The organism is Bacillus sp. PS237 (assembly GCF_037963345.1).
Classification (GTDB): Bacteria; Bacillota; Bacilli; order Bacillales; family Bacillaceae; genus Bacillus; species Bacillus subtilis.
Map to the genome: position 1 here is coordinate 2,190,297 of NZ_CP150156.1, position 19,449 is coordinate 2,209,745.

General features: G+C 42.1%; 24 protein-coding genes and 1 riboswitch. Of the genes, 8 read left to right on the top strand and 16 right to left on the bottom strand.

Annotated elements, in window-relative coordinates; all coding sequences use genetic code 11:
• Positions 1 to 251: 251 nt before the first annotated feature.
• The 3 genes from NST22_RS11060 to NST22_RS11070 are packed head-to-tail and all read right to left on the bottom strand — an operon-like array spanning position 252 to position 2,560.
• Complete coding sequence (locus NST22_RS11060) at positions 252 to 1,385, bottom strand: conserved virulence factor C family protein (protein WP_004398677.1); 1,134 nt, start codon at positions 1,383 to 1,385, stop codon at positions 252 to 254.
• A gap of 59 nt (positions 1,386 to 1,444) precedes the next feature.
• Entirely contained in the window at positions 1,445 to 2,062 is a 618-nt protein-coding gene (gene hdhQ / locus NST22_RS11065) for an Mn(2+)-dependent (deoxy)ribonucleoside pyrophosphohydrolase (protein WP_003230787.1), read from the bottom strand.
• Positions 2,063 to 2,077: 15 nt separating this feature from the next.
• Positions 2,078 to 2,560 carry a glutathione peroxidase gene (locus NST22_RS11070; RefSeq protein WP_003230784.1) on the bottom strand — a complete coding sequence of 161 codons (483 nt, stop codon included), beginning with the start codon at positions 2,558 to 2,560 and terminating at the stop codon, positions 2,078 to 2,080.
• A gap of 342 nt (positions 2,561 to 2,902) precedes the next feature.
• Between NST22_RS11070 and metA the strand changes: the two genes are divergently transcribed.
• The 4 genes from metA to cspD all read left to right on the top strand — a co-directional run bounded on the left by metA (position 2,903) and on the right by cspD (position 5,630).
• Positions 2,903 to 3,808: a homoserine O-succinyltransferase gene (gene metA, locus NST22_RS11075; RefSeq protein ID WP_004398721.1), complete on the top strand. Its 906-nt coding sequence runs from the start codon at positions 2,903 to 2,905 to the stop codon at positions 3,806 to 3,808.
• Between the two features lie 230 nt (positions 3,809 to 4,038).
• Positions 4,039 to 5,187 (top strand): diglucosyl diacylglycerol synthase, encoded by a 1,149-nt coding sequence (locus NST22_RS11080; RefSeq protein WP_003246153.1) that lies wholly within the window; start codon positions 4,039 to 4,041, stop codon positions 5,185 to 5,187.
• A gap of 80 nt (positions 5,188 to 5,267) precedes the next feature.
• Positions 5,268 to 5,414 (top strand): hypothetical protein, encoded by a 147-nt coding sequence (locus NST22_RS11085; RefSeq protein WP_119123067.1) that lies wholly within the window; start codon positions 5,268 to 5,270, stop codon positions 5,412 to 5,414.
• Between the two features lie 15 nt (positions 5,415 to 5,429).
• The gene (gene cspD / locus NST22_RS11090; protein ID WP_003230776.1) at positions 5,430 to 5,630 is read left to right on the top strand and encodes a cold-shock protein CspD; all 201 of its coding nucleotides are present in this window, start codon (positions 5,430 to 5,432) and stop codon (positions 5,628 to 5,630) included.
• Between the two features lie 51 nt (positions 5,631 to 5,681).
• Here cspD and degR read toward each other — a convergent pair whose 3' ends face one another.
• Positions 5,682 to 5,864: a transcriptional regulator DegR gene (gene degR / locus NST22_RS11095; RefSeq protein ID WP_003230774.1), complete on the bottom strand. Its 183-nt coding sequence runs from the start codon at positions 5,862 to 5,864 to the stop codon at positions 5,682 to 5,684.
• 155 nt (positions 5,865 to 6,019) lie between these two features.
• Here degR and NST22_RS11100 point away from each other — a divergent pair, with 155 nt between their 5' ends.
• The gene (locus NST22_RS11100) at positions 6,020 to 6,289 is read left to right on the top strand and encodes a DUF2564 family protein (protein WP_004398863.1); all 270 of its coding nucleotides are present in this window, start codon (positions 6,020 to 6,022) and stop codon (positions 6,287 to 6,289) included.
• 27 nt (positions 6,290 to 6,316) lie between these two features.
• Here the strand turns inward: NST22_RS11100 and NST22_RS11105 are convergent, their stop codons facing one another.
• Together NST22_RS11105 and NST22_RS11110 are read right to left on the bottom strand one after the other, a co-directional pair.
• Positions 6,317 to 6,499 carry a zinc-finger domain-containing protein gene (locus NST22_RS11105; RefSeq protein ID WP_004399003.1) on the bottom strand — a complete coding sequence of 61 codons (183 nt, stop codon included), beginning with the start codon at positions 6,497 to 6,499 and terminating at the stop codon, positions 6,317 to 6,319.
• Entirely contained in the window at positions 6,492 to 7,172 is a 681-nt protein-coding gene (locus NST22_RS11110; protein WP_003230769.1) for a ribonuclease H family protein, read from the bottom strand. Before NST22_RS11110 ends, NST22_RS11105 begins: the two co-directional genes overlap by 8 nt.
• Positions 7,173 to 7,254: 82 nt before the next feature.
• Between NST22_RS11110 and NST22_RS11115 the strand changes: the two genes are divergently transcribed.
• From NST22_RS11115 to sspL, 3 genes are read left to right on the top strand one after another with little or no spacing between them, the layout of a single operon-like run.
• Positions 7,255 to 7,944, top strand: a complete 690-nt coding sequence (locus NST22_RS11115) for a queuosine precursor transporter (protein ID WP_003230767.1) — start codon at positions 7,255 to 7,257, stop codon at positions 7,942 to 7,944.
• Complete coding sequence (locus NST22_RS11120) at positions 7,944 to 8,342, top strand: reverse transcriptase-like protein (protein WP_003230765.1); 399 nt, start codon at positions 7,944 to 7,946, stop codon at positions 8,340 to 8,342. Before NST22_RS11115 ends, NST22_RS11120 begins: the two co-directional genes overlap by 1 nt.
• Positions 8,343 to 8,383: 41 nt before the next feature.
• Positions 8,384 to 8,512, top strand: coding sequence for a small, acid-soluble spore protein L (gene sspL, locus NST22_RS11125; RefSeq protein ID WP_003218255.1), 129 nt, complete (start codon positions 8,384 to 8,386; stop codon positions 8,510 to 8,512).
• A 7-nt stretch (positions 8,513 to 8,519) separates the two neighbouring features.
• Here sspL and exnP read toward each other — a convergent pair whose 3' ends face one another.
• The 10 genes from exnP to ypwA form a co-directional block, all read right to left on the bottom strand.
• Positions 8,520 to 9,410 (bottom strand): 5'-3' exonuclease ExnP, encoded by an 891-nt coding sequence (gene exnP, locus NST22_RS11130; protein ID WP_003230763.1) that lies wholly within the window; start codon positions 9,408 to 9,410, stop codon positions 8,520 to 8,522.
• A gap of 100 nt (positions 9,411 to 9,510) precedes the next feature.
• On the bottom strand, positions 9,511 to 9,657 hold the full coding sequence (locus tag NST22_RS11135; RefSeq protein ID WP_003230761.1) for a hypothetical protein: 147 nt from the start codon (positions 9,655 to 9,657) through the stop codon (positions 9,511 to 9,513).
• A 74-nt stretch (positions 9,658 to 9,731) separates the two neighbouring features.
• On the bottom strand, positions 9,732 to 9,989 hold the full coding sequence (locus NST22_RS11140; protein ID WP_003230757.1) for a YpbS family protein: 258 nt from the start codon (positions 9,987 to 9,989) through the stop codon (positions 9,732 to 9,734).
• Positions 9,990 to 10,053: 64 nt separating this feature from the next.
• Positions 10,054 to 13,635: a dynamin GTPase gene (dynA, locus tag NST22_RS11145; protein WP_003230755.1), complete on the bottom strand. Its 3,582-nt coding sequence runs from the start codon at positions 13,633 to 13,635 to the stop codon at positions 10,054 to 10,056.
• A gap of 175 nt (positions 13,636 to 13,810) precedes the next feature.
• Positions 13,811 to 13,900 (bottom strand): Fur-regulated basic protein FbpC, encoded by a 90-nt coding sequence (gene fbpC / locus NST22_RS11150; RefSeq protein WP_100069434.1) that lies wholly within the window; start codon positions 13,898 to 13,900, stop codon positions 13,811 to 13,813.
• A gap of 70 nt (positions 13,901 to 13,970) precedes the next feature.
• Entirely contained in the window at positions 13,971 to 14,477 is a 507-nt protein-coding gene (gene bpsB / locus NST22_RS11155; RefSeq protein ID WP_004398552.1) for an alkylpyrone methyltransferase, read from the bottom strand.
• 3 nt (positions 14,478 to 14,480) lie between these two features.
• The gene (gene bpsA, locus NST22_RS11160) at positions 14,481 to 15,578 is read right to left on the bottom strand and encodes a type III polyketide synthase BpsA (protein WP_003230750.1); all 1,098 of its coding nucleotides are present in this window, start codon (positions 15,576 to 15,578) and stop codon (positions 14,481 to 14,483) included.
• Between the two features lie 73 nt (positions 15,579 to 15,651).
• The gene (gene pbuX / locus NST22_RS11165) at positions 15,652 to 16,968 is read right to left on the bottom strand and encodes a xanthine permease PbuX (protein WP_003230748.1); all 1,317 of its coding nucleotides are present in this window, start codon (positions 16,966 to 16,968) and stop codon (positions 15,652 to 15,654) included.
• A complete protein-coding gene (gene xpt, locus NST22_RS11170) occupies positions 16,965 to 17,549 on the bottom strand; it encodes a xanthine phosphoribosyltransferase (protein ID WP_003230744.1) in 585 nt (194 codons plus the stop codon). Before xpt ends, pbuX begins: the two co-directional genes overlap by 4 nt.
• Positions 17,550 to 17,638: 89 nt before the next feature.
• Positions 17,639 to 17,738: riboswitch (purine riboswitch) on the bottom strand.
• Positions 17,739 to 17,879: 141 nt separating this feature from the next.
• Positions 17,880 to 19,385: a carboxypeptidase gene (ypwA, locus tag NST22_RS11175; RefSeq protein ID WP_004398513.1), complete on the bottom strand. Its 1,506-nt coding sequence runs from the start codon at positions 19,383 to 19,385 to the stop codon at positions 17,880 to 17,882.
• Positions 19,386 to 19,449 lie beyond the last annotated feature (64 nt).

Consider the following 19,449-nt stretch of genomic DNA (forward strand, 5'->3'; position numbering starts at 1 on the left):
TTTTATTTTGACAATTTTCAGTTTATTTATGGGCTGTTTTTGCAAATAAGATAAATACAGGCCGCCCTCACCTTGTTTTGTTCTTTCGTGTTTTTATATTTATATAGCTTTCTTTCGATTTGAACCCTCCAACTATTAATATTGTTACTTACTATAAATAGTTTTCGGATATTTTTCAACAATATTCGAAATAATTTTTATAAAAAGTGAATTCACATAAAAAAGGTGCATGATCTGCACCTTTTTTATCTTTATTCGCCTTTTTTTCTGCTTTCCGTCATTTGTTTCCAAACAGAACCTTTTGCTTCTTCTCCATGCTCAATACGTTCAAGCGCCATTTTGACTTGAAGGCTGACCTCAAATTCGGGGTCATCTTCGGCAGCGCGCAAAGCTTCAATTGCACTTTCATCGCCGACTTCGTACAGGAACATGGCGGCACGCCAGCGAACAAGCTTGCTGGAGTCGCTTAATGACTTGATCATAGCAGGAATGGCTTGAGGATCGCCGATATCAGACAGGCAGTCTCCGGCCGTTCTTCTGACTGATACAGCTTTGTCCTCAAGTGCTTTATACAATAGAGGAAGAACATCAGGTGTTTCAATCATTCCTAAGTACACAACAGCCTGTCTTCTGATGGACACCTTTGGATCATCCAATGCCTTCTGTAAAACCGGGATATCCTCTTCTTTCGGATCCATCTGTTCCAAGTGTGCATAACGCTTTTTCCAGTCCTCATCATCCAGCATATCAAGCGTTACTTTATACGCTTTGCGCTGTACAGCTTGTTTTGCTTCGCCCTTTCCTTGAGCGGCTGCTTCAGTCAGTCGTTTCAGCCGTTCATCACTGTATGCCGCTTGAAGCTCTTCTGTCACATCATGGCCGATTTCATCAAAGTCACCGAATCTGACACCTTGTTCTTTCCAAGCCCGCTCAAACACAACATTGGAAGCTTCAGATCTAAGTTTTAAGATCGCCTGCTGAAAGCGTTCAGGTAAGCCGAAGCGTTCTTCCCGCTCTCCATCGGTTAATTTAACTTGCATAGGAATGCCGCTGAACATCTGCACAAAAACTTTTACCTCTCCAAAAGATTCTTGATCAGAACGATTTTCTTCTGCGCTTTCAGCACTTTCCATCCCAAATGCAGTGCGGACTTGCGGTAAAATGTCTTTCCAGTCGTATCTTGCATTCCGTTCAACAGCAAGAAAATCTGCGACGTGATATACCCCTTTAACTCCATCTATTTTAAGGATTTCCGCTATAACAAGCGGTGCGCCTTCTGCTTGCTCAGGTTTATAGTTATTGCTTTTGCCCGCCGGAAGCTCTTCCGTTAAGATGACTTTCATTGTATTCGGGCTTGGTGTAGGTTCAATTGATTTTATCTTCATGATCGTCCTCCTATAGCATATCTGTGACTTATTCTATCATAGTCGCTCCAAGCCTTCTATTACGACGTTTCGGCATCAATCCCGGGTATGTCTTTTTCTAATTGGCGGACAAATTGAAGCATAAAATTGTGTCTTTCTTCTGCCAGTTCCCGTGCAGTGTCTGTATTCATCATATCTTTCAGCCGCAGCAGCTTATGAAAAAAATGAGCGTAGGCGCTTTGCTCATCTCCATAAAGGCCATGCCCTTTTGCGCCCGCAAACATGAAAGCTCTCGCAATGCCGACAGCACCAATCGCATCAAGTCTGTCAGCATCCTGTACAGCTTTTCCTTCAATTGAGAGCGGCTCCTTCGCCAATTTCCCCCTGTCCCGAAAGGACATCCTTGTTATAATATGAATCACCCTGTCAGCATTCTCTTTTCCTACTCCGAAAAAAACGAGCTGATCATATACTTCGCTCACAGAAAGCCTGACCGTGTCAGGCAGCTTCACATCAATTAAATCATGAACCAAAGCCGCCGTTTCAACAATGAACAAATCCGCTTTTTCCTTTTCTCCAATATACGCTGCAAGATCTGCTACTCTTGATACATGATGCCAGTCATGTCCAGAGCTTTCGTCAGTCAGGATAGATTGAACCCATGTCCTGATTTGCTCTGCCTGCTTCAATTCCTTCACAAAAACACCCTCTTTTTATTGCTCTAATAGCTTCACGATATCGTCTTCCAACTCTTTCGGATTTGTATTTGGTGAATAACGGCCAACGATTTCTCCATTTCTATCCACTATAAATTTCGTGAAATTCCACTTGATCGCCTTAGTTCCCAGCATCCCTTTCGCATGTTCTGTCAAATACACAAACAGCGGGTGGGCGTTTTTCCCGTTTACATCCACTTTTGAAAACATAGGAAATGTAACACCGTAATTTGTTTCACAAAATTCCTGTATGTCAGCCTCTTCACCAGGCTCTTGGTTCATGAATTGATTGCAGGGGAACCCTAAGATCTCCAGCCCCTCCTGCTGATATGTATCATATAATTCCTGCAGCTGCTTCAATTGGGAAGTAAAACCGCACTTACTTGCTGTATTCACGATCATCAGTACCTTTCCCGCGAAAGGCTGAAGTGTCATGTCTTTCCCTGTGATTGTACGTACCTTCATATGATAAATAGACATGTAAGTCCCTCCTATGTCCTTGGTGCTGATTATTTTACCTTTTTTAAATCGCAATTCAAAATGTAAACATCAATTAAGAACTCATAAGAAACCTAACGATATGAGCGTCAGTTCATTATCAATTCATATGGCTCGTTTTTTATCTTATCATTCTATAAAACATTACAATTCCCTCTTACATCTTTGAAAATCATTTTACTGTGAAACCAAAAGGCGTGTCAGTGCGTTTTATTTAAAGAGTTTTCTGTTGTTTCCCCCTCAACACGTATAGATAGATTGAAAATTGGCGTGAAAATTCCTATAATGAAGAAAATTAAACGGGGAAATAATGGAGGTGGCACGTTGCCTATTAATATACCAACACACCTGCCGGCAAAACAGGTGCTTGAAAGTGAACATATATTTGTAATGGATGAAAGCAGAGCATTTCATCAGGATATCCGGCCGCAAAAAATTATTATATTAAATTTGATGCCGAAAAAAATCCAAACAGAGACTCAGCTTCTCAGATTGCTTGGAAATTCGCCTTTACAGGTTCATTTCACATTTTTAATCCCAAGCACACACACGCCGAAAAATACTGCGAGAGAACACCTTGACGAATTTTACACGACTTTTTCCAATATCCGTCACAAGAGGTTTGACGGCATGATTATCACCGGTGCGCCGATCGAGCATTTGGCGTTTGAAGAGGTTTCATATTGGGAAGAGCTCAAGGAAATCATGGAGTGGAGCAAAACAAATGTCACTTCAACCTTGCATATTTGCTGGGGTGCTCAAGCAGGTTTGTATTACCATTACGGTGTGGAAAAAATTCAAATGCCGAAAAAAATCTTCGGTGTGTTCGAACATACCGTTCTTTCAAAACACGAAAGATTGGTAAGAGGTTTTGACGAGCTATACTACGTGCCGCATTCCCGGCATACAGATATAAATATGGAACAGCTTCAAGCAGTGCCCGAGTTAAACATTCTTACCGCATCAAAGGAAGCCGGGGTTTGCTTAATTGTGTCTAAAGACGAAAAACAAGTCTTTTTGACAGGGCACCCTGAATATGATACAAATACGCTTCTTCAAGAGTATGAAAGAGATTTGGAACGAAACCTTTCTACTGTCGAGGCCCCTAAACATTATTTTGCAAAAGGCAGCAACGAGCCAGTGAATCGCTGGAAAGCGCATGCCACATTATTGTTTATGAATTGGCTGAATTATTACGTTTACCAAGAAACTCCTTATGAATGGGACTAATTTTTCTTTTTTTAGTGATACGCTGAGCAAAAAATATGATAAAATACATCTGATTCAGTCTGCGTATAACAAAAATTTAAAATACTGGAATCCAAATCATTTAAAATTAGCTTAACTTTTTCACTGCATTAATAATTCGATTATGTATTTGTGTTATGTTTATGTATAGACAATAACTCCTTACGATGCATGAAGCTTGCTTGTTGTTGATTACATTGAGGTGAATTTACTTGAATACCAATAAAAGAGTATTAATTTTGACTGCAAATTACGGAAATGGACATGTGCAGGTAGCCAAAACACTTTATGAACAATGTGTACGGCTCGGCTTTCAGCATGTAACAGTTTCTAATTTGTACCAAGAGTCAAATCCGATTGTTTCAGAGGTAACTCAATACCTTTATTTAAAAAGCTTCTCAATCGGGAAACAGTTTTATCGTTTGTTTTATTACGGAGTTGACAAAATCTATAATAAACGTAAATTCAATATTTACTTTAAAATGGGTAATAAAAGATTGGGCGAACTTGTCGATGAACATCAGCCCGATATTATTATTAATACATTTCCGATGATCGTCGTGCCGGAATACAGACGCCGAACTGGAAGAGTCATTCCTACCTTCAACGTTATGACTGATTTTTGTCTTCATAAAATTTGGGTTCACGAAAACGTGGATAAATATTATGTGGCGACAGATTACGTGAAGGAAAAACTGCTGGAGATCGGCACTCATCCAAGCAATGTAAAAATCACAGGAATTCCAATCAGGCCGCAATTTGAAGAATCCATGCCTGTTGGCCCGATATATAAAAAGTACAATCTTTCACCAAACAAAAAAGTGCTTCTGATCATGGCAGGTGCTCACGGTGTATTAAAGAACGTAAAAGAGCTGTGCGAAAACCTTGTCAAGGATGACCAAGTGCAAGTAGTTGTCGTGTGCGGGAAAAATACGGCTTTAAAAGAATCTTTGAGTGCGCTTGAAGCGGAAAATGGTGACAAATTAAAAGTTCTGGGCTATGTGGAGCGCATTGATGAGCTATTTCGGATCACAGATTGCATGATTACCAAGCCCGGCGGCATTACTTTGACAGAAGCCACAGCCATTGGAGTGCCTGTCATTCTGTACAAACCCGTGCCTGGCCAGGAAAAAGAAAATGCAAACTTCTTTGAAGACCGCGGAGCTGCCATCGTTGTGAACCGTCATGAAGAGATTCTCGAGTCAGTCACTTCCCTTCTTGCAGATGAAGATACCTTGCATCGCATGAAGAAAAACATTAAGGACCTTCATTTAGCAAACTCCTCTGAAGTGATTTTAGAGGATATCCTGAAGGAATCAGAAATGATGACCGCCAAACAAAAAGCCAAAGTGCTATCGTAATGGCGTACTTGAGAGCATACGAAAATCGTGTGCTCTTTTTATTTATATTCAGCCATCAATAAAAGCGGTTACATTTTTTTATGGAACTTGCCCTTCTTTTGAAAAATAAGCCGTTTCGCAACTTGACGGGTGCTCCCAGATGGTGTATAGTTGAACCATCATTTAACAATGAATCAAAGTTAGATGATGACAAAATTTTTTTTAGCACATGGGTGCTACAGTACTAGGAGGAATTAAGCAATATGCAAAACGGTAAAGTAAAATGGTTCAACAACGAAAAAGGATTCGGCTTCATTGAAGTTGAAGGCGGAGACGATGTATTTGTTCACTTCACAGCTATCGAAGGAGATGGATACAAATCATTAGAAGAAGGACAAGAAGTTTCTTTTGAAATTGTCGAAGGTAATCGTGGACCTCAAGCTTCTAATGTTGTAAAACTCTAAACTCAATACATGATGATGAGATGACAAATAGAGGAGAGGCATTCGCCTCTCCTATTTGATTTTCATCTGGATTTCAATCGCCAAAATGTTTTGTTTACACCTCTGTTCAATCTCTTCAACATACTTTTCCATTGATGGTTTTCCTTTTTTCGCGATATCGGCCAGTTCTTCTAAATCACTGTATATTTCTATAAATGTTTTGTGAAGGATCAACTTCAAGTCTTTATCATCCATAGCTGCGTTCCCCTTCTCTATCAAGATACCTCAAATAGTAAAACGGTCCTATTTATTCTGGTTCAATAGTTATATCGGCTTATTTTTATTTTCTTTTCTATTTTGGTACATAAATTTCAAAAAAACTCTGCAAAATAATGGCGGAGGTGTTTTTTGTGACTTCAGAATTTCATAATGAGGATCAGACCGGCTTTACGGATAAGCGGCAGCTGGAACTAGCGGTGGAAACAGCGCAGAAAACAACAGGAGCCGCGACGAGAGGCCAAAGCAAAACATTAGTCGACTCTGCATACCAAGCCATTGAGGATGCTAGAGAACTGTCACAATCTGAAGAGCTGGCAGCTCTCGATGATCCTGAATTTGTAAAGCAGCAACAGCAGCTGCTAGATGACAGCGAGCATCAGCTGGATGAATTCAAAGAATAAAAACCGCAGCTTCTGCGGTTTTTATTTTTAGTGATTGGTTAAGACATCTCCGTATTGTTTCAACTTTTCACCAACCGTACATTTATTGATACAAAATGAATGCGCATAAGTTTTGCCAAATTCTTTGCGAAACTGCTTCTTAATAAAACAGTCCTTGCAATATTCATCGTGCAGTTCTGTCAGTTCTTTAAAGATCATTTTCTTATCCAATATCGTCATCTCCGTTACGGTCTAATTTCGTGTGGCTTTCTACGAATTGATGGGATAGAATTTTTTTAGCGAGGCCGTCAGCTTCCTGATTGTCTTTTCGTTGTATTGTTTCGTAGGTTGGAGTAAGCTTCAGCGATTCAAGGAGTGCTTCTATTTTGTCCAGCCATTCATTATGAGATGGATCATAACAAGGCCAGCTGCCGTCAAGCTGATTCAGCACAACAAGCGAGTCCCCTTTGATTGTAATTGAATTTCTGCTTGCCCCAAGCTCTCTTACTTCTCTTATTGCTTCATAAAGCGCTGCGTATTCAGCTTCATTATTGGTTTTCAGCCGGAAGCTTTTATTTTTTCTCAAGCGATGCCGGGTTCCTCCCAATGAATAATAGATGACGATCCCGAGACCGGCCAGTTCGCTCTCTTTATCGAAACTGCCGTCAAAATAAACAGTAATGTCATCAGGCTCTTGAGCAAGCTCCTCTGTCAGCTTTTCCAATTCCTTCAGCGTCCAGCTGCCGCCTTTCTCGTCTTCGAACTCTAGCTCCTTCATGTATGGAAAACGGCCAAGTTCTCTGGCGAACGTACGTGCCTGCTGTGCTGTCAGCCAGTCTTCGCTAAAAAATGAGACGGATCCCGTTCCTTTTGCTTCTATTTTCAAATGCGGTCTGAGCTTCATTACAATCACCTTACCATTCATTAGTTGCCGGGCTTATGCTATAATCAAACCAATCTTACCCCGGAAAGGAAGCTTTTTCATCTTGTTTAATAATTCGTTTTGGATCTTTTTTGCGATCATTCATTTTATCATTGTTCTTTTATTTTATAAAGGATTTGGCAAAATGGGACTGTTTGTTTGGATCGGTTTTGCGACAGTCTGCGCCAACCTCCAAGTCGTCAAAACAGTCGAACTGTTTGGCTTAACAGCGACACTCGGGAATGTGATGTATGGCACAATCTTTTTTGCGACAGATGTGCTGAATGAAAAATACGGACCAGCTGAAGCCAGAAAAGCGGTATGGCTCGGATTCTCAACGCTCCTGACGCTGACATTTGTCATGCAGGGCGTGCTGCTTTTCGAACCGGCTTCCAGCGACATATCACAAACAGCGCTGGAAACGATCTTCGGATTCCTTCCGCGAGTTGCGTTAGGAAGTCTGCTTGCCTTTATCTTCAGCCAAACGCTGGATGTTTATGTATATTCGGCAATTAGAAGGATATTTCCTTCTGATCGGCTTTTATGGCTCAGAAACGGCGGCAGTACAGCAGTCAGCCAGTTGTTTGATACATTCATATTCACTGCAGTCGCCTTTCTCGGCATTTATCCGGCAGACGTGTGGCTTCATATTTTTATTTCTACATATTTGATTAAGTTTGCGGTATCTTTAATTTCATTGCCTTATGCCTATGCAGCCAAAAAAATGATACCTAATGATGAAAGGAGTTCATAATGCCTACAGAAATATATGTAGACGGCGCAAGCGCCGGTAATCCAGGGCCTTCCGGTATCGGCATTTTTATCAAACATGAGGGAAAAGCAGAATCTTTCTCTATTCCAATCGGAGTGCATACAAACCAGGAAGCGGAATTTCTTGCATTAATTGAAGGGATGAAGCTATGTGCAACGCGCGGGTATCAATCAGTTTCCTTTCGAACCGATTCAGATATTGTGGAACGCGCCACTGAGCTTGAAATGGTTAAAAATATAACGTTTCAACCGTTTGTAGAAGAGATCATCCGATTAAAAGCGGCATTCCCTCTTTTTTTCATCAAATGGATACCGGGCAAGCAAAACCAAAAAGCCGATCTTCTGGCAAAAGAAGCGATTCGGCTGAATGAAAAGAATTAAATCTTGATCATTGGTTCATCCTAATGGCGAGGTGAACTAACATGAAAAAGAAAGATAAAGGCCGGCTGACCGGCGGTGTTACTCCGCAAGGCGACCTGGAAGGCAATACACATAATGACCCTAAAACAGAGCTTGAGGAGAGAGCAAAAAAAAGCAATACAAAACGCTAGAGAGGATCTAAACGATCTCTCTAGCGTTCAGCTTTTCAAGCATACGCTCAATTCCTTTAATTTGGTGGCGGCGAAGCATGTCAGCCGCCTGCTCCATTTGCAAAGTAAATAAAGCGTCTTTCAGTGTGCAGGCCAGCGGCACTGAGCAATGGATTTCCGCAAGCTTCCTCGACATCTCCAAATCGCTTAAACCTTGCTGAATTTTTCCCTGCTGTCCTTTTGGAAGAAGAGAAAGATTTTCCAATAAACGGTCAATCGTTTCGTATTCACGAATCAGTTTGTAGGCTGTTTTTTCTCCAATGCCTTTGACTCCGGGATAGTTATCACTGGAATCACCCATAAGCGCTTTAATATCAATCAAAGCCTTCGGCATTACGCCTGTTTCTTCATAAAAAGTCTCTTTTGTATAGACTTTATAATTTCCGATTCCTTTTTGAAGCAAAGCAACGCTTACTTTATCCGTTAACAGCTGAAGTAAATCTCTGTCCCCTGTTACCACCGTAATGTCCGCTTCATTCGCAAATAAATCGGCAAGAGTACCGATACAGTCATCCGCTTCATAGCCGGCAAAGCCAATATTCATGATTCCAAGCTCTGCGGCTGCTTCCTTTGCCAAATCAAACTGCGGAATCAGCTCCACAGGCGGCGCGCTGCGGTTGGCCTTATAATCTTGGAACAAGTCATTTCGGTACGTTTTGCTCCCCATGTCCCAGCAGCAGACGACGTGTGTCGGCTGGAATGTTTCCACAGCTGTAATCAAATGCTTTAAAAAGCCGTTGACGCCGTTCGTCGGCACCCCGCTGTCATTTATCATAAAGTTGCGATGTACGGCCGTGGCAAAAAAGGCCCGGAATAAAAGAGCCATGCCGTCAACCAGCAATAGTTTATTATTATTCATCAAATAACTCCCTTTTCTTTCATTCCTTCTATTTTATCATAAAGCAGCCCAAAAATAAAAAACAGTATCTCTTTAATTAGAGATACTGTTTGAATATTTATCAATCGTTGTGTCTTTTGTTGCTGGCGATCAGCTTTTCAGCTTCGCGTCCTGCGTAAGAGTCAAAATGGGTTTGAAATCCGTTTTTCTTTTTGGCGTTGTTATTCGCCTGTGCATTTCTGTTTCCGAGCTTTGTTCTGCCCAACATGAATCCCCCCTTACGTCGGATGCATATAGTATATGCTTCCGGCAGGAGGTTCACTCGCGACAGGATCATCCAGCTTACATGCGGCTTACGTATTCTCTGACCATTTCTTTTGATACAAGCCGTCTTGTCGGGACGATGCCTTTTTTAGCGAGCTGATTCATTTGCTCGGTAATTTCATTAATTGCATCTGTAGTATAAGGCTCATCGTTTCTGCATTTAGCAACAGCTTCTTCAATCGCCAATTCACGCATATTTTCAAGACGCATAAATGCTTTGATATGCTCGTGCTGTTTTGATGAATGTGCTGAAATTGCTTTATGTACCTCTGACATTAATCGTTCATCTCGCTTTTTTCTATTTAGTCTATCATGACTTGAAATACAAGCCAACTGAATTTTACATTTTTATTGTATTGTCTGAATTTTTCCAGGAGATGCACGCCTGATACGCCATTTCAATCTCTTTCGCATGTTCCCCTTCCGCATATCCTCTTAAATATGTCTCTTTTTGATCCGTTATTTGCGCGATTGCTTTTTCACCCATATCTTCCTGTAAGCGTCTGAGGTGAGCAGTGTAATGAGATATCAGGCTTTCTTCTTCATTTTTTATCCATGCCTCTGTGATTTTCGTAAGTTTCATCCGTACAGCTTCGATAAAGGTCGCTTTTCCTTTCTGCTCAAAAAACTGCTTCGGTGATTTGATCTCTTTTAGTTCCTGCTCAAAAGCACGTTCTTCTATTTCCGGTTCAACTTCCTTCAACTGTATGCCGTTCGAATGCTGATCACCCGCATAAACGGAAAAATAACCGTCCTCGTTTAATGTTTTTTGAAAATGATCCAGCCATTCTTCATTGATATGCCGTTCGATGAAACCGCTCATGCGAACATCAAGCGTTTTGATTTCCTGAATATATTCAAATAGATATTCATGTAAGGCTGTTGTCATCGCTTTACTGACGTTCTTTTTCCAATCCCCGTTTTGCAGCCCGGGATGAAATGCCGATTTTAATAAATCATTTGCAAAATATGATAATCGCTGTGCAATGTGATATAGCTGCTCTCTTGTATCTTTTTTTACTTTTTCAATGATGGTTTTTGAGTTCCGCCGTTTCTCGATATCGGCCGCTGTCCGCTCAAATGACAGCATAAGGCACTGTTTCTGCGCTTCCTTCTCTTCTCGGGACTGATGCTGGGATTGGTGAAGCTGAAAAACAGTTTCGCATAGTTTGTCTGCCTCCGAACTGAGCTGCGCTGCTGACGCTTTTTTTACATCCACTTCGATAAACCGGTCTAAGTGTTTTCTTACTTTCGAGAACTGATTATAAAATGACTCCGGTTTTCCCACCAGTTCCTCCTTACTTGATACGGTAAAGAGCTGCGGCTCATAAACCCCTTCTTTTACAAGCTCTGCGCTGACATAATCGGTCACTGTTTCGAGCTCTGTTTTATCTTTTGCAAGGTCTGCAGCATTAATAATAAAAAACATTTTATCCATGCTGAGCGATTCTTTCACAAGTCCAAGCTTTCGCAAAAATGAACGGTCTCCTTTTGAAAAAGAGTGCTGATAATAAGTCATATAAAAAAATGCATCAGCATCTTTGATATATTGGAATGCCAGTTCTGTATGCCGTTTATTCATGCTGCTCGCGCCGGGTGTATCAACGATCGTAATCCCTTTTTCAGTGAGCGGGCATGTATAGTAGACCGTTACCTCTTTCACAGCACAGGCCGTTGTTTCCTCTGCTACATACGGCTTTAATTCAGAGAGCGGAATCGTTAATTTCTTCTGTTCCTGTATATACTGCTGATACTTCTCGTATGCAAGCAGGAAATTGCTGATCAATTTCACGTGTTCTTCCTGCAGCCTGTTTTTTTTGACTGCCTTTTCCCACTTCTCTGTGAAGGAACGGCCTGCCGGCTCCTTTGGTATTCCGGTGAGCTGCAAAATTTCAGCCGTTAAGTCATCCTCTGTCTTAAACACTACATTCGCTGTTTTGTTTAAGTTGCCATTGATTGGCTTTGTGATCTTGTTAATTGTCGCTGTGGTTGGCGTTGGTGAGGATGGCAGCACTCTTTCGCCGACAAGCGCATTGGCAAATGATGATTTCCCCGAGCTAAAGCCTCCAAAAAGAGCGAGTGTAAATTTCCGTTCCTCAAGCCTTTTCACCCTTTCACGAAACGCTGAAGTTTGCTTTAACAACATGCTGCATTCGCCTAAAATGTCAGACAAAGTGTAAAAGCGTTTGATTTGGTCTTGAAGCGGCATTTCTTGTTCCATTTTGATTTCTGATTTCGGCATCGGCTGCGCCGTCAGCTGGCTTCGGCCTTGTTTCTGCTCTGGAGCCGCCACTCTTGTTTTCTTCGATTTAAACCATTCTGTGTCTATATGCATTGGGCATGCGGACTCTTCTTCCCAAATGGCCCACAGGCGATCGGTTTTCTCTCGGGCATTATTCTCTAAACGTGCCTGTTCTTGAAGAAAGACAAGTTTTTCTGATTCTTGGACGAGCCGGTCGTTAATTGTTTGCACATCTTTGGAAACACGCTCTTTCACCATAGCGGAGAGCACCTTTATGATGTCTGCGGCTTCTCTTTTCGCCTCTTTCCGGATGAGCTCTGCCAAGTCTTTTGTATATTGCAATACATATTCAGAGGAAAAGGCTGCACCATGCTTGACCGCGTGTTCAATGATGCTTATATCAAGCGGTGTGCGATAGGCCTGAATCAGCTTTTCACTTTCAGCGGTATAGACATCAAATACCTTGGCGAGTTTATGAAGCGTGTCTATCATATGCCAATCCGCTTCGGCCTCTGTTCGTTTTGCCACATCAGAGAAAAAAGCATTCCGCCTTTTATCTCTTTCCTGTGCAGTTTTCGCTTTAGAAAAGAAAAAGCCGGTTTTAAAGGAAGGCTCTTGTGATTCTAAAAATGCAGCCGCCAATTCACGCATTTCAAAAGGCGTCAGGTTGGCGTTTTTTAAAATACGATTGATTTCTTCCTGCATCCTCTTCTCTGCCTCAGTCATTTGTTTTTCGGCCTCATCCAATTGATCACGCAGCGATTGGACCAGTCCAGTATGGATATTAAGCTGTTCAGCGAAACTCGGAGCGCCTGTTTCGTCTTTCTTCAGCATTTCCGTATGTTCCTTTAGCAGATTACGGACTTTTTGTTCGGTTAAAGCCTGCATATTGCTTTTTGATTGCTGTTCTATTCTGCTTAACTCTTCTCTCAGGGCCCCCATCTGATTGAACGGGTGATCCGGTTCTGTTACTGATGTAAAATAGAGCGCTTCCCTTGAAATCCCTTCATTGCAAAGCATCTCCTCTACCTGCGCTTGATAGTCTCCAAATTTCGTCTCCGTCTCATCATGGCGGTCAATTTGATTGACGATAAAATACACATTCGGAATGCTTTCTTTTATTGATCTGAGAAACTTTACATTTTCCTCAGCGTGCACGTGATTATAGTGAACGACGTAAAACAGCGCATCCGCTTGGTGAAGAATAGAAGCAGCCGATAGAAAATGCGCATCATCTGTTGAATCTATCCCTGGAGTATCAATATACGCAACCCCGGAATCGATCTCAGTATACCTGTCAAAAATTTCGACGCTTTCAATCTGTTCCCCGTCTTTACAATATTGCTGCACCTTGTCTTTCTGGTAAGTCCCTTCCAGCTCAGCACACGCTCCGTCTGTTGTATGAAGCCGAACTCGCTTTTCCCCGTTTCTGATCACAACAAGGTTAGCGCTTGTCGGAATCGGGCTTGTCGGCAAAATATTCTCCATTAACAGGCAGTTCAGCAGTGACGATTTCCCCGCTGAATAATGCCCGGTAAACGCGATATAAACCTCTTCATCAGCCGCTTTTTTCATGACCGCAGCCAGTTTAGCAGCCCTTTGTTCATCTTGATTCTCAATAAATTGCTTATAAAGTTCCCCGGTTTTATGCAAAAGCTCTTTTCTGTTTTGATCTGTCATAAGTCTGAACCCCTTTGTGCCGTTTCAATTGTGAACCTTTTTCGAAAGATCTGAATTCATTCCCTTTTCATTTTACACAAGAATAAACCAAATTTCTTTAGGAGAATAGAAAAAAGCCGCCATTACGGCAGCTTCTATAAAAGAAAATCTGCAACTTTTACAAGTTCCAGATTCATCAAACAGATTTATTAGAGATTCCTTTTAATACAAAACCAATTAATACACTATATGTACAAACCGCTCCAAGCAAAAACAGCATTGTCATTTGCTTCACCATCCTGATTGAGAATCTTTTTCAAACCCATTTTAACATGGTTGAGAATGATTTTCAATCGCTATTTTACGCTGTATTCCTGTAATGCTTTGTCTTCTGCGCGAATTCTGACGCTTAACAACACGGCATTGAAAATGGAAAACAGACACATGGTGACGTATGCTTGATAAAGCAGCGGAATCAGCAAAATTTCGAGGATAACAACGGCATAGTTTGGATGTTTCATCCATTTATATGGACCTTTTTTTACAAGCTCTACACCTGGAACAACAAGGATTTTCGTATTCCAATATGCTCCTAAGGAACAAAGCGCCCAATACCGTACGATCTGTACGCTTAAAATCACTGCAGCGATACCGAGCCACCAGCTGGACGGCTGTTTATTCATCAGCAGCACCTCGGCAATTAAGGACAGGAAAAAAAGGATATGCATCGTAATGATATACGGATAGTGGCTCTCGCCAAATTCAATTGCTCCTTGCTTCTTTACCTTTTGTTCGTTTTGCCTGGCCACTGCCATTTCTGCTGCTCTTTGAACAATGAGAATGGCGATCAACAACCAAAACATGAGTCAGGCCCCCTTTTCCCAGCTGAATAATAGCAACTCTGATGAGAAACCCGGCCCTAATGCGCCAATCAGTCCTCGTTCAGCTTCCTTTTTATGTCCGTTCTGCAGATGGTCTTTGATCACATACAAGATTGTGGCTGAAGACATATTTCCGTGCTTTTGCAAAATGCTTTGCGCAGATGAAAGCTTTTCTGACGACAGCCCGAGACTTTTGATGTATGCATCGATCACTTTTTTTCCGCCTGGATGCGCCAAAAAAACACTGATATCATGGAATGACAGCTTATGTTTGTCCAAAAAAATCTGTACATTTGTTTTGAGCCATTTTTCCACCAAGGTCGGAATGTCTCGTGAGAAAATGACTTTGAATCCTTGATCGGTAAAGTCCCAGCCCATGACATCTTCTGATTGTTTCATCAAAACAGATTGGGCGTCCATTATCTTCGGCGCAAGCTTCAGCTTTGACACCCTGCGGTCCGCCTTCTCTCCGCATAATAAAGCTGCGGCAATGCCGTCACCAAAAAGCGAGGTGCCGATCAGATTGCTTTTTGTTTTATCTTCCGGCTGGAATGTCAGGCTGCACAGCTCGGCAGAAATGACAAGCACAAAAGCCTCAGGATACGCTTTGCAGTATTCGGCTGCACGCGCAAGTCCGCTGGCTCCTCCTGCACAGCCAAGCCCCCAAATCGGAATCCGCTTCGTATATGGAGAAAACGGAAGTTCATTCATAAGCCGCGCCTCGATACTCGGTGTGGAAAGACCTGTACTGGAGACGAAAAAAACAGCTTCCACTTTCTCATAAGGAATGGCTTCTTGAAAAAATTCCGGATGAGAGAGGCACTCACGAACAGCCGCTCTGCTGTGTTTAAGTGTTTCTTCTATGTATATTTGATTTTTTTCTTCAAAGCTGTGCCCCTCTTTATACCATTCAATCGGCTTAACAAACTGTCTCGAATGGATTTGCCCGTTTTTAAAGGAGGATAACAGCCTGTCAATATCCTTAAAAGAATGCTGAAACATATAGCGGGCGAACTCGGCCGCTTTCTCTTGGTTTACATTATACGCAGGAAGACTTGTTCCAATGGATAAAATAAACGCCATGCGATCACCTCTTTGCATACATTGTGCCGCAACAATCTTTTTTATATGCAAAAAAAACTCCGCCGCGGCGGAGTTAGACTGCTGTTTTTTGTTCAGCGAGGTCAGCTTCTTGTTCTATTTTTTTAGCTTTAGAAAAAACGTTATATACAATATTTAAGACGACTGCAGTAAAGCTGCCCGCCACAATGCCATTCGTTGTAAGCAGCGTTAAGGCACTCGGAAGCTGTTTGAAAATATCCGGCACAACGGTCACACCGAGCCCCAATCCCACTGAGCAAGCAACAATCAGCAGATTTTCCTGTTTCGCAAAATCAATGCGGCTGAGCATTTTAATTCCGTAAGCAATCACCATTCCAAACATCGCCACCATTGCACCGCCCAAAACAGCGGATGGAATAATAGTCGTGAAAGCAGCGATCTTTGGAAACAGCCCAAATGCCATTAGGATCACACCTGTGACCACAATGACGGCATTTTTTTTGATCCCTGTGAGCTGAACAAGCCCGACATTTTGAGAGAATGCCGTGTAAGGAAAAGCGTTAAAAATACCGCCCAGAAGCACAGCCAGTCCTTCAGCTCGATAGCCTTTAGACAAATCTATCTCTGTCAAACGGCGGTTTGTCAGGTCACCTAAAGCAAAGTAAACACCAGTTGACTCCACAAGGCTGACAATTGCAACGATGGACATCGTAATGATAGGCGCTGCGTGAAAAGACGGCGCTCCGAAGTAAAATGGCTGAATCATTTGAACAACTGCCGCGTCCGAAACATTATCAAATTGAACTTTTCCCATAAAATATGCGATGAAGGTGCCAATCAAAATACCGATCAAAATCGAGACGGACTTGATAAAGCCTTTTGTAAAACGGTATAGAAGCACAATGATACTCAACACGGTAAAAGCAAGTGCAAGATTGGAGAGATCTCCGAAATCTGCACTTCCTTCTCCGCCGGCCATGTTATTCATGGCAACCGGCATCAGTGTAATACCGATAATCGTAACAACAGAGCCTGTCACGACCGGCGGAAAAAACGATACGAGCTTTCCAAAGAAAAATGAAATAAGAATGACAAGAATGCCTGAAGCGATAATGCTGCCGTAAACTGTTGAAACCCCATATTCAGATCCAATCGCTATCATCGGCGATACAGCTGTAAAGGTACAGCCAAGCACTACCGGAAGCCCGATCCCAAAAAATCGGTTGCTCCACACTTGCAGAAGTGTAGCCACACCGCACATAAAAATATCAATCGATACTAAGTAAGTCAGCTGCTCGACAGTCAGTCCCATTGCTTTTCCGACAATCAGAGGAACGACAATGGCGCCGGCATACATGGCAAGAACATGCTGAATCCCTAAAGACAGCGTTTTGCCGAATCCATTTCTCATGAATGAACCTCCTGTACGAAGGACACTTTTCCTTCTTCTAAAGACTGAATTCTTGCCAAAGATTCCACTCGGTAGCCCAGTTTTACAAGTTCATCTCTTCCCGGCTGAAATGACTTTTCAATAACAATGCCGATTCCCGCAATAGAAGCTCCCGCTTGCTTCACAATCGACACAAGCCCGTGCGCTGCCTGTCCATTTGCCAAAAAATCATCGATAATCAGCACATGATCCTGATCCGACAGGTGGGTCCCAGACACTGCGATTTGGCTTTCTGTTTGCTTCGTAAAGGAATAAACAGACGCTGTCAGCAAGTTGTCGGTGAGTGTTAACGATTTATGCTTTCTCGCGAAGACAACTGGCACACCCAGCTTCAAGCCCGTCATTACAGCGGGAGCGATACCTGATGATTCGATTGTCACAATTTTGGTAATACCGTCTTTTGCAAACCTAGACGCAAATTCATCACCAATTCTCTGCATAAGCAGCGGATCAATTTGGTGATTCAAAAAAGAATCCACTTTCAATACCTGATCAGATAATACGACGCCTTCTTCCTCTATTTTCCGTTTCAGTGCTTCCATCCTGTCTACCTCCGTTATGAGAATAAAAAAAGCATTGCCCGCTCAAATAAAGAGCAAGCAATGCTGATATCACAAAAAACCGTACACGTGCGGTTCCATTGCTCACCCATAGTCGGACATTTACGGTGCCCGGTAGAAACTTGCGTGCCATATCCACGCGATTATATGAGTGTTCCTATTATATTGTAATAAATTATATCAAGATTCTAATCTCTTGCATAGGCTGAAAATAAAAATTCCCGAACTTTAATTTTGTTTTTTTAGATATCATTCGTATTTCAAGGGGATTCGATATAAAAGAGTCTGACGACCGCGCCGCCAGGCTTTTGATTATAACAGATAGAGATTTGAATATTTGTTTGATAAATAATCAATTAAATAGCGAACATTCAGCTCTTCTCCTGTTGCATCTTTAATAATGTCTAACGGCTTTTTCCGTTTTCCGTGAATGTGCACCTTTTCCGTCAGCCATTGCTTTATCGGATGGAACTCTCCTCTTTCCAAGAGAGCGTCAAATTCAGGGAGATCCTCAAGCATTTTTTGTTTCAGCTGAGCCGCATACATGTAGCCGAGCGCATAGGATGGGAAGTAGCCGAAATCTCCACCTGCCCAATGGACGTCCTGTAAAATCCCCTCTGCGTCGGTCTGCGGTGTAATCCCTAAATAATCCTGGTATTTTTGATTCCAAAGCGACGGCAGATCTTCCACAGACACTTCATTGCTGAAAATCGCTTTTTCAATTTCATAACGGATGATGATATGAAGAGGATACGTCAATTCATCCGCTTCGACCCTGATAAATGAAGGTTTTGATTCATTGATTGCCCGGACAAAATCATCCAGGGAGATGTCCTTGAACTGTACAGGTGATGCCTCTTGAATCTTCTTATAGTACGGAGTCCAAAAATGCTTGTTGCGGCCGATAAAATTCTCGTAAAATAATGATTGCGATTCATGAATTCCCATCGATGCGCCGTCTGACAAGTTCGTGCCACTGAGTGCTTCATCAATATTTTGCTCGTAAATCGCGTGCCCGCACTCATGAATGGTCCCAAAGATCGCCGTCCGGAAATCTTTTTCATCATATCTCGTCGTGACCCGAACGTCTCCCCGATTCAGCGTAGTTGCAAACGGATGAACGGTTTCATCAAGTCTTCCGCCATCAAAATCGTAGCCAAGCTCCTGTAAAAAATACAGACTGAGCTCTTTTTGCTTTTCTTTCGGGAACGCTTTTGTAATAAAGCTTGTATCTGGTTTATTTCCGGAAGCTGTCACCTGTTTAACAAGAGGGATAATCGCTTCCTTCAGCTCAGCAAACAACTGATCAAGCACCTTTACCGTGACGCCGGGCTCAAACAAATCAAGCAATGCATCATAAGGATGCTCTTGATATCCCCAATACGTAATAAAACGTTTATTGAATTCAATCAGCTGTTCTAAATAAGGAGAAAACAAGCTGAAATCAGATTTTCCTTTCGCTTCCTCCCACGCTGTTTCTGCCTTTGAACACAGAATCACGTATTCTTTGTATTCAGCCTCAGGGATTTTCTTATTCTCTTCATACTCTTTTTTCGCCAGTTCCACTGCTTTTTTCGTATCTTCCGACAAGTCATCAAATCGTTCATACAGGACATCGATAAGCTCCTTCATTCGATCTGATGTTTGGATATTGAATATATCTGTTGAAAGCTGGCCGATACTTTCGGCACGATCCTCTGAGCCATTTTTCGGCGCGCCTGTTCTGGAGTCCCAGTGCATTAACGCAACTGCTTCGCTGTAATGTGAGATTCTTTTTAAAAGATCAAAAAATTCTTTTTCATATGTATGTATCTCCATATCCATTCCCTCCCTATTCTAGCCGTTCCATTACAGGCTAATGGAAGGGGGTATGAAAGTCAAA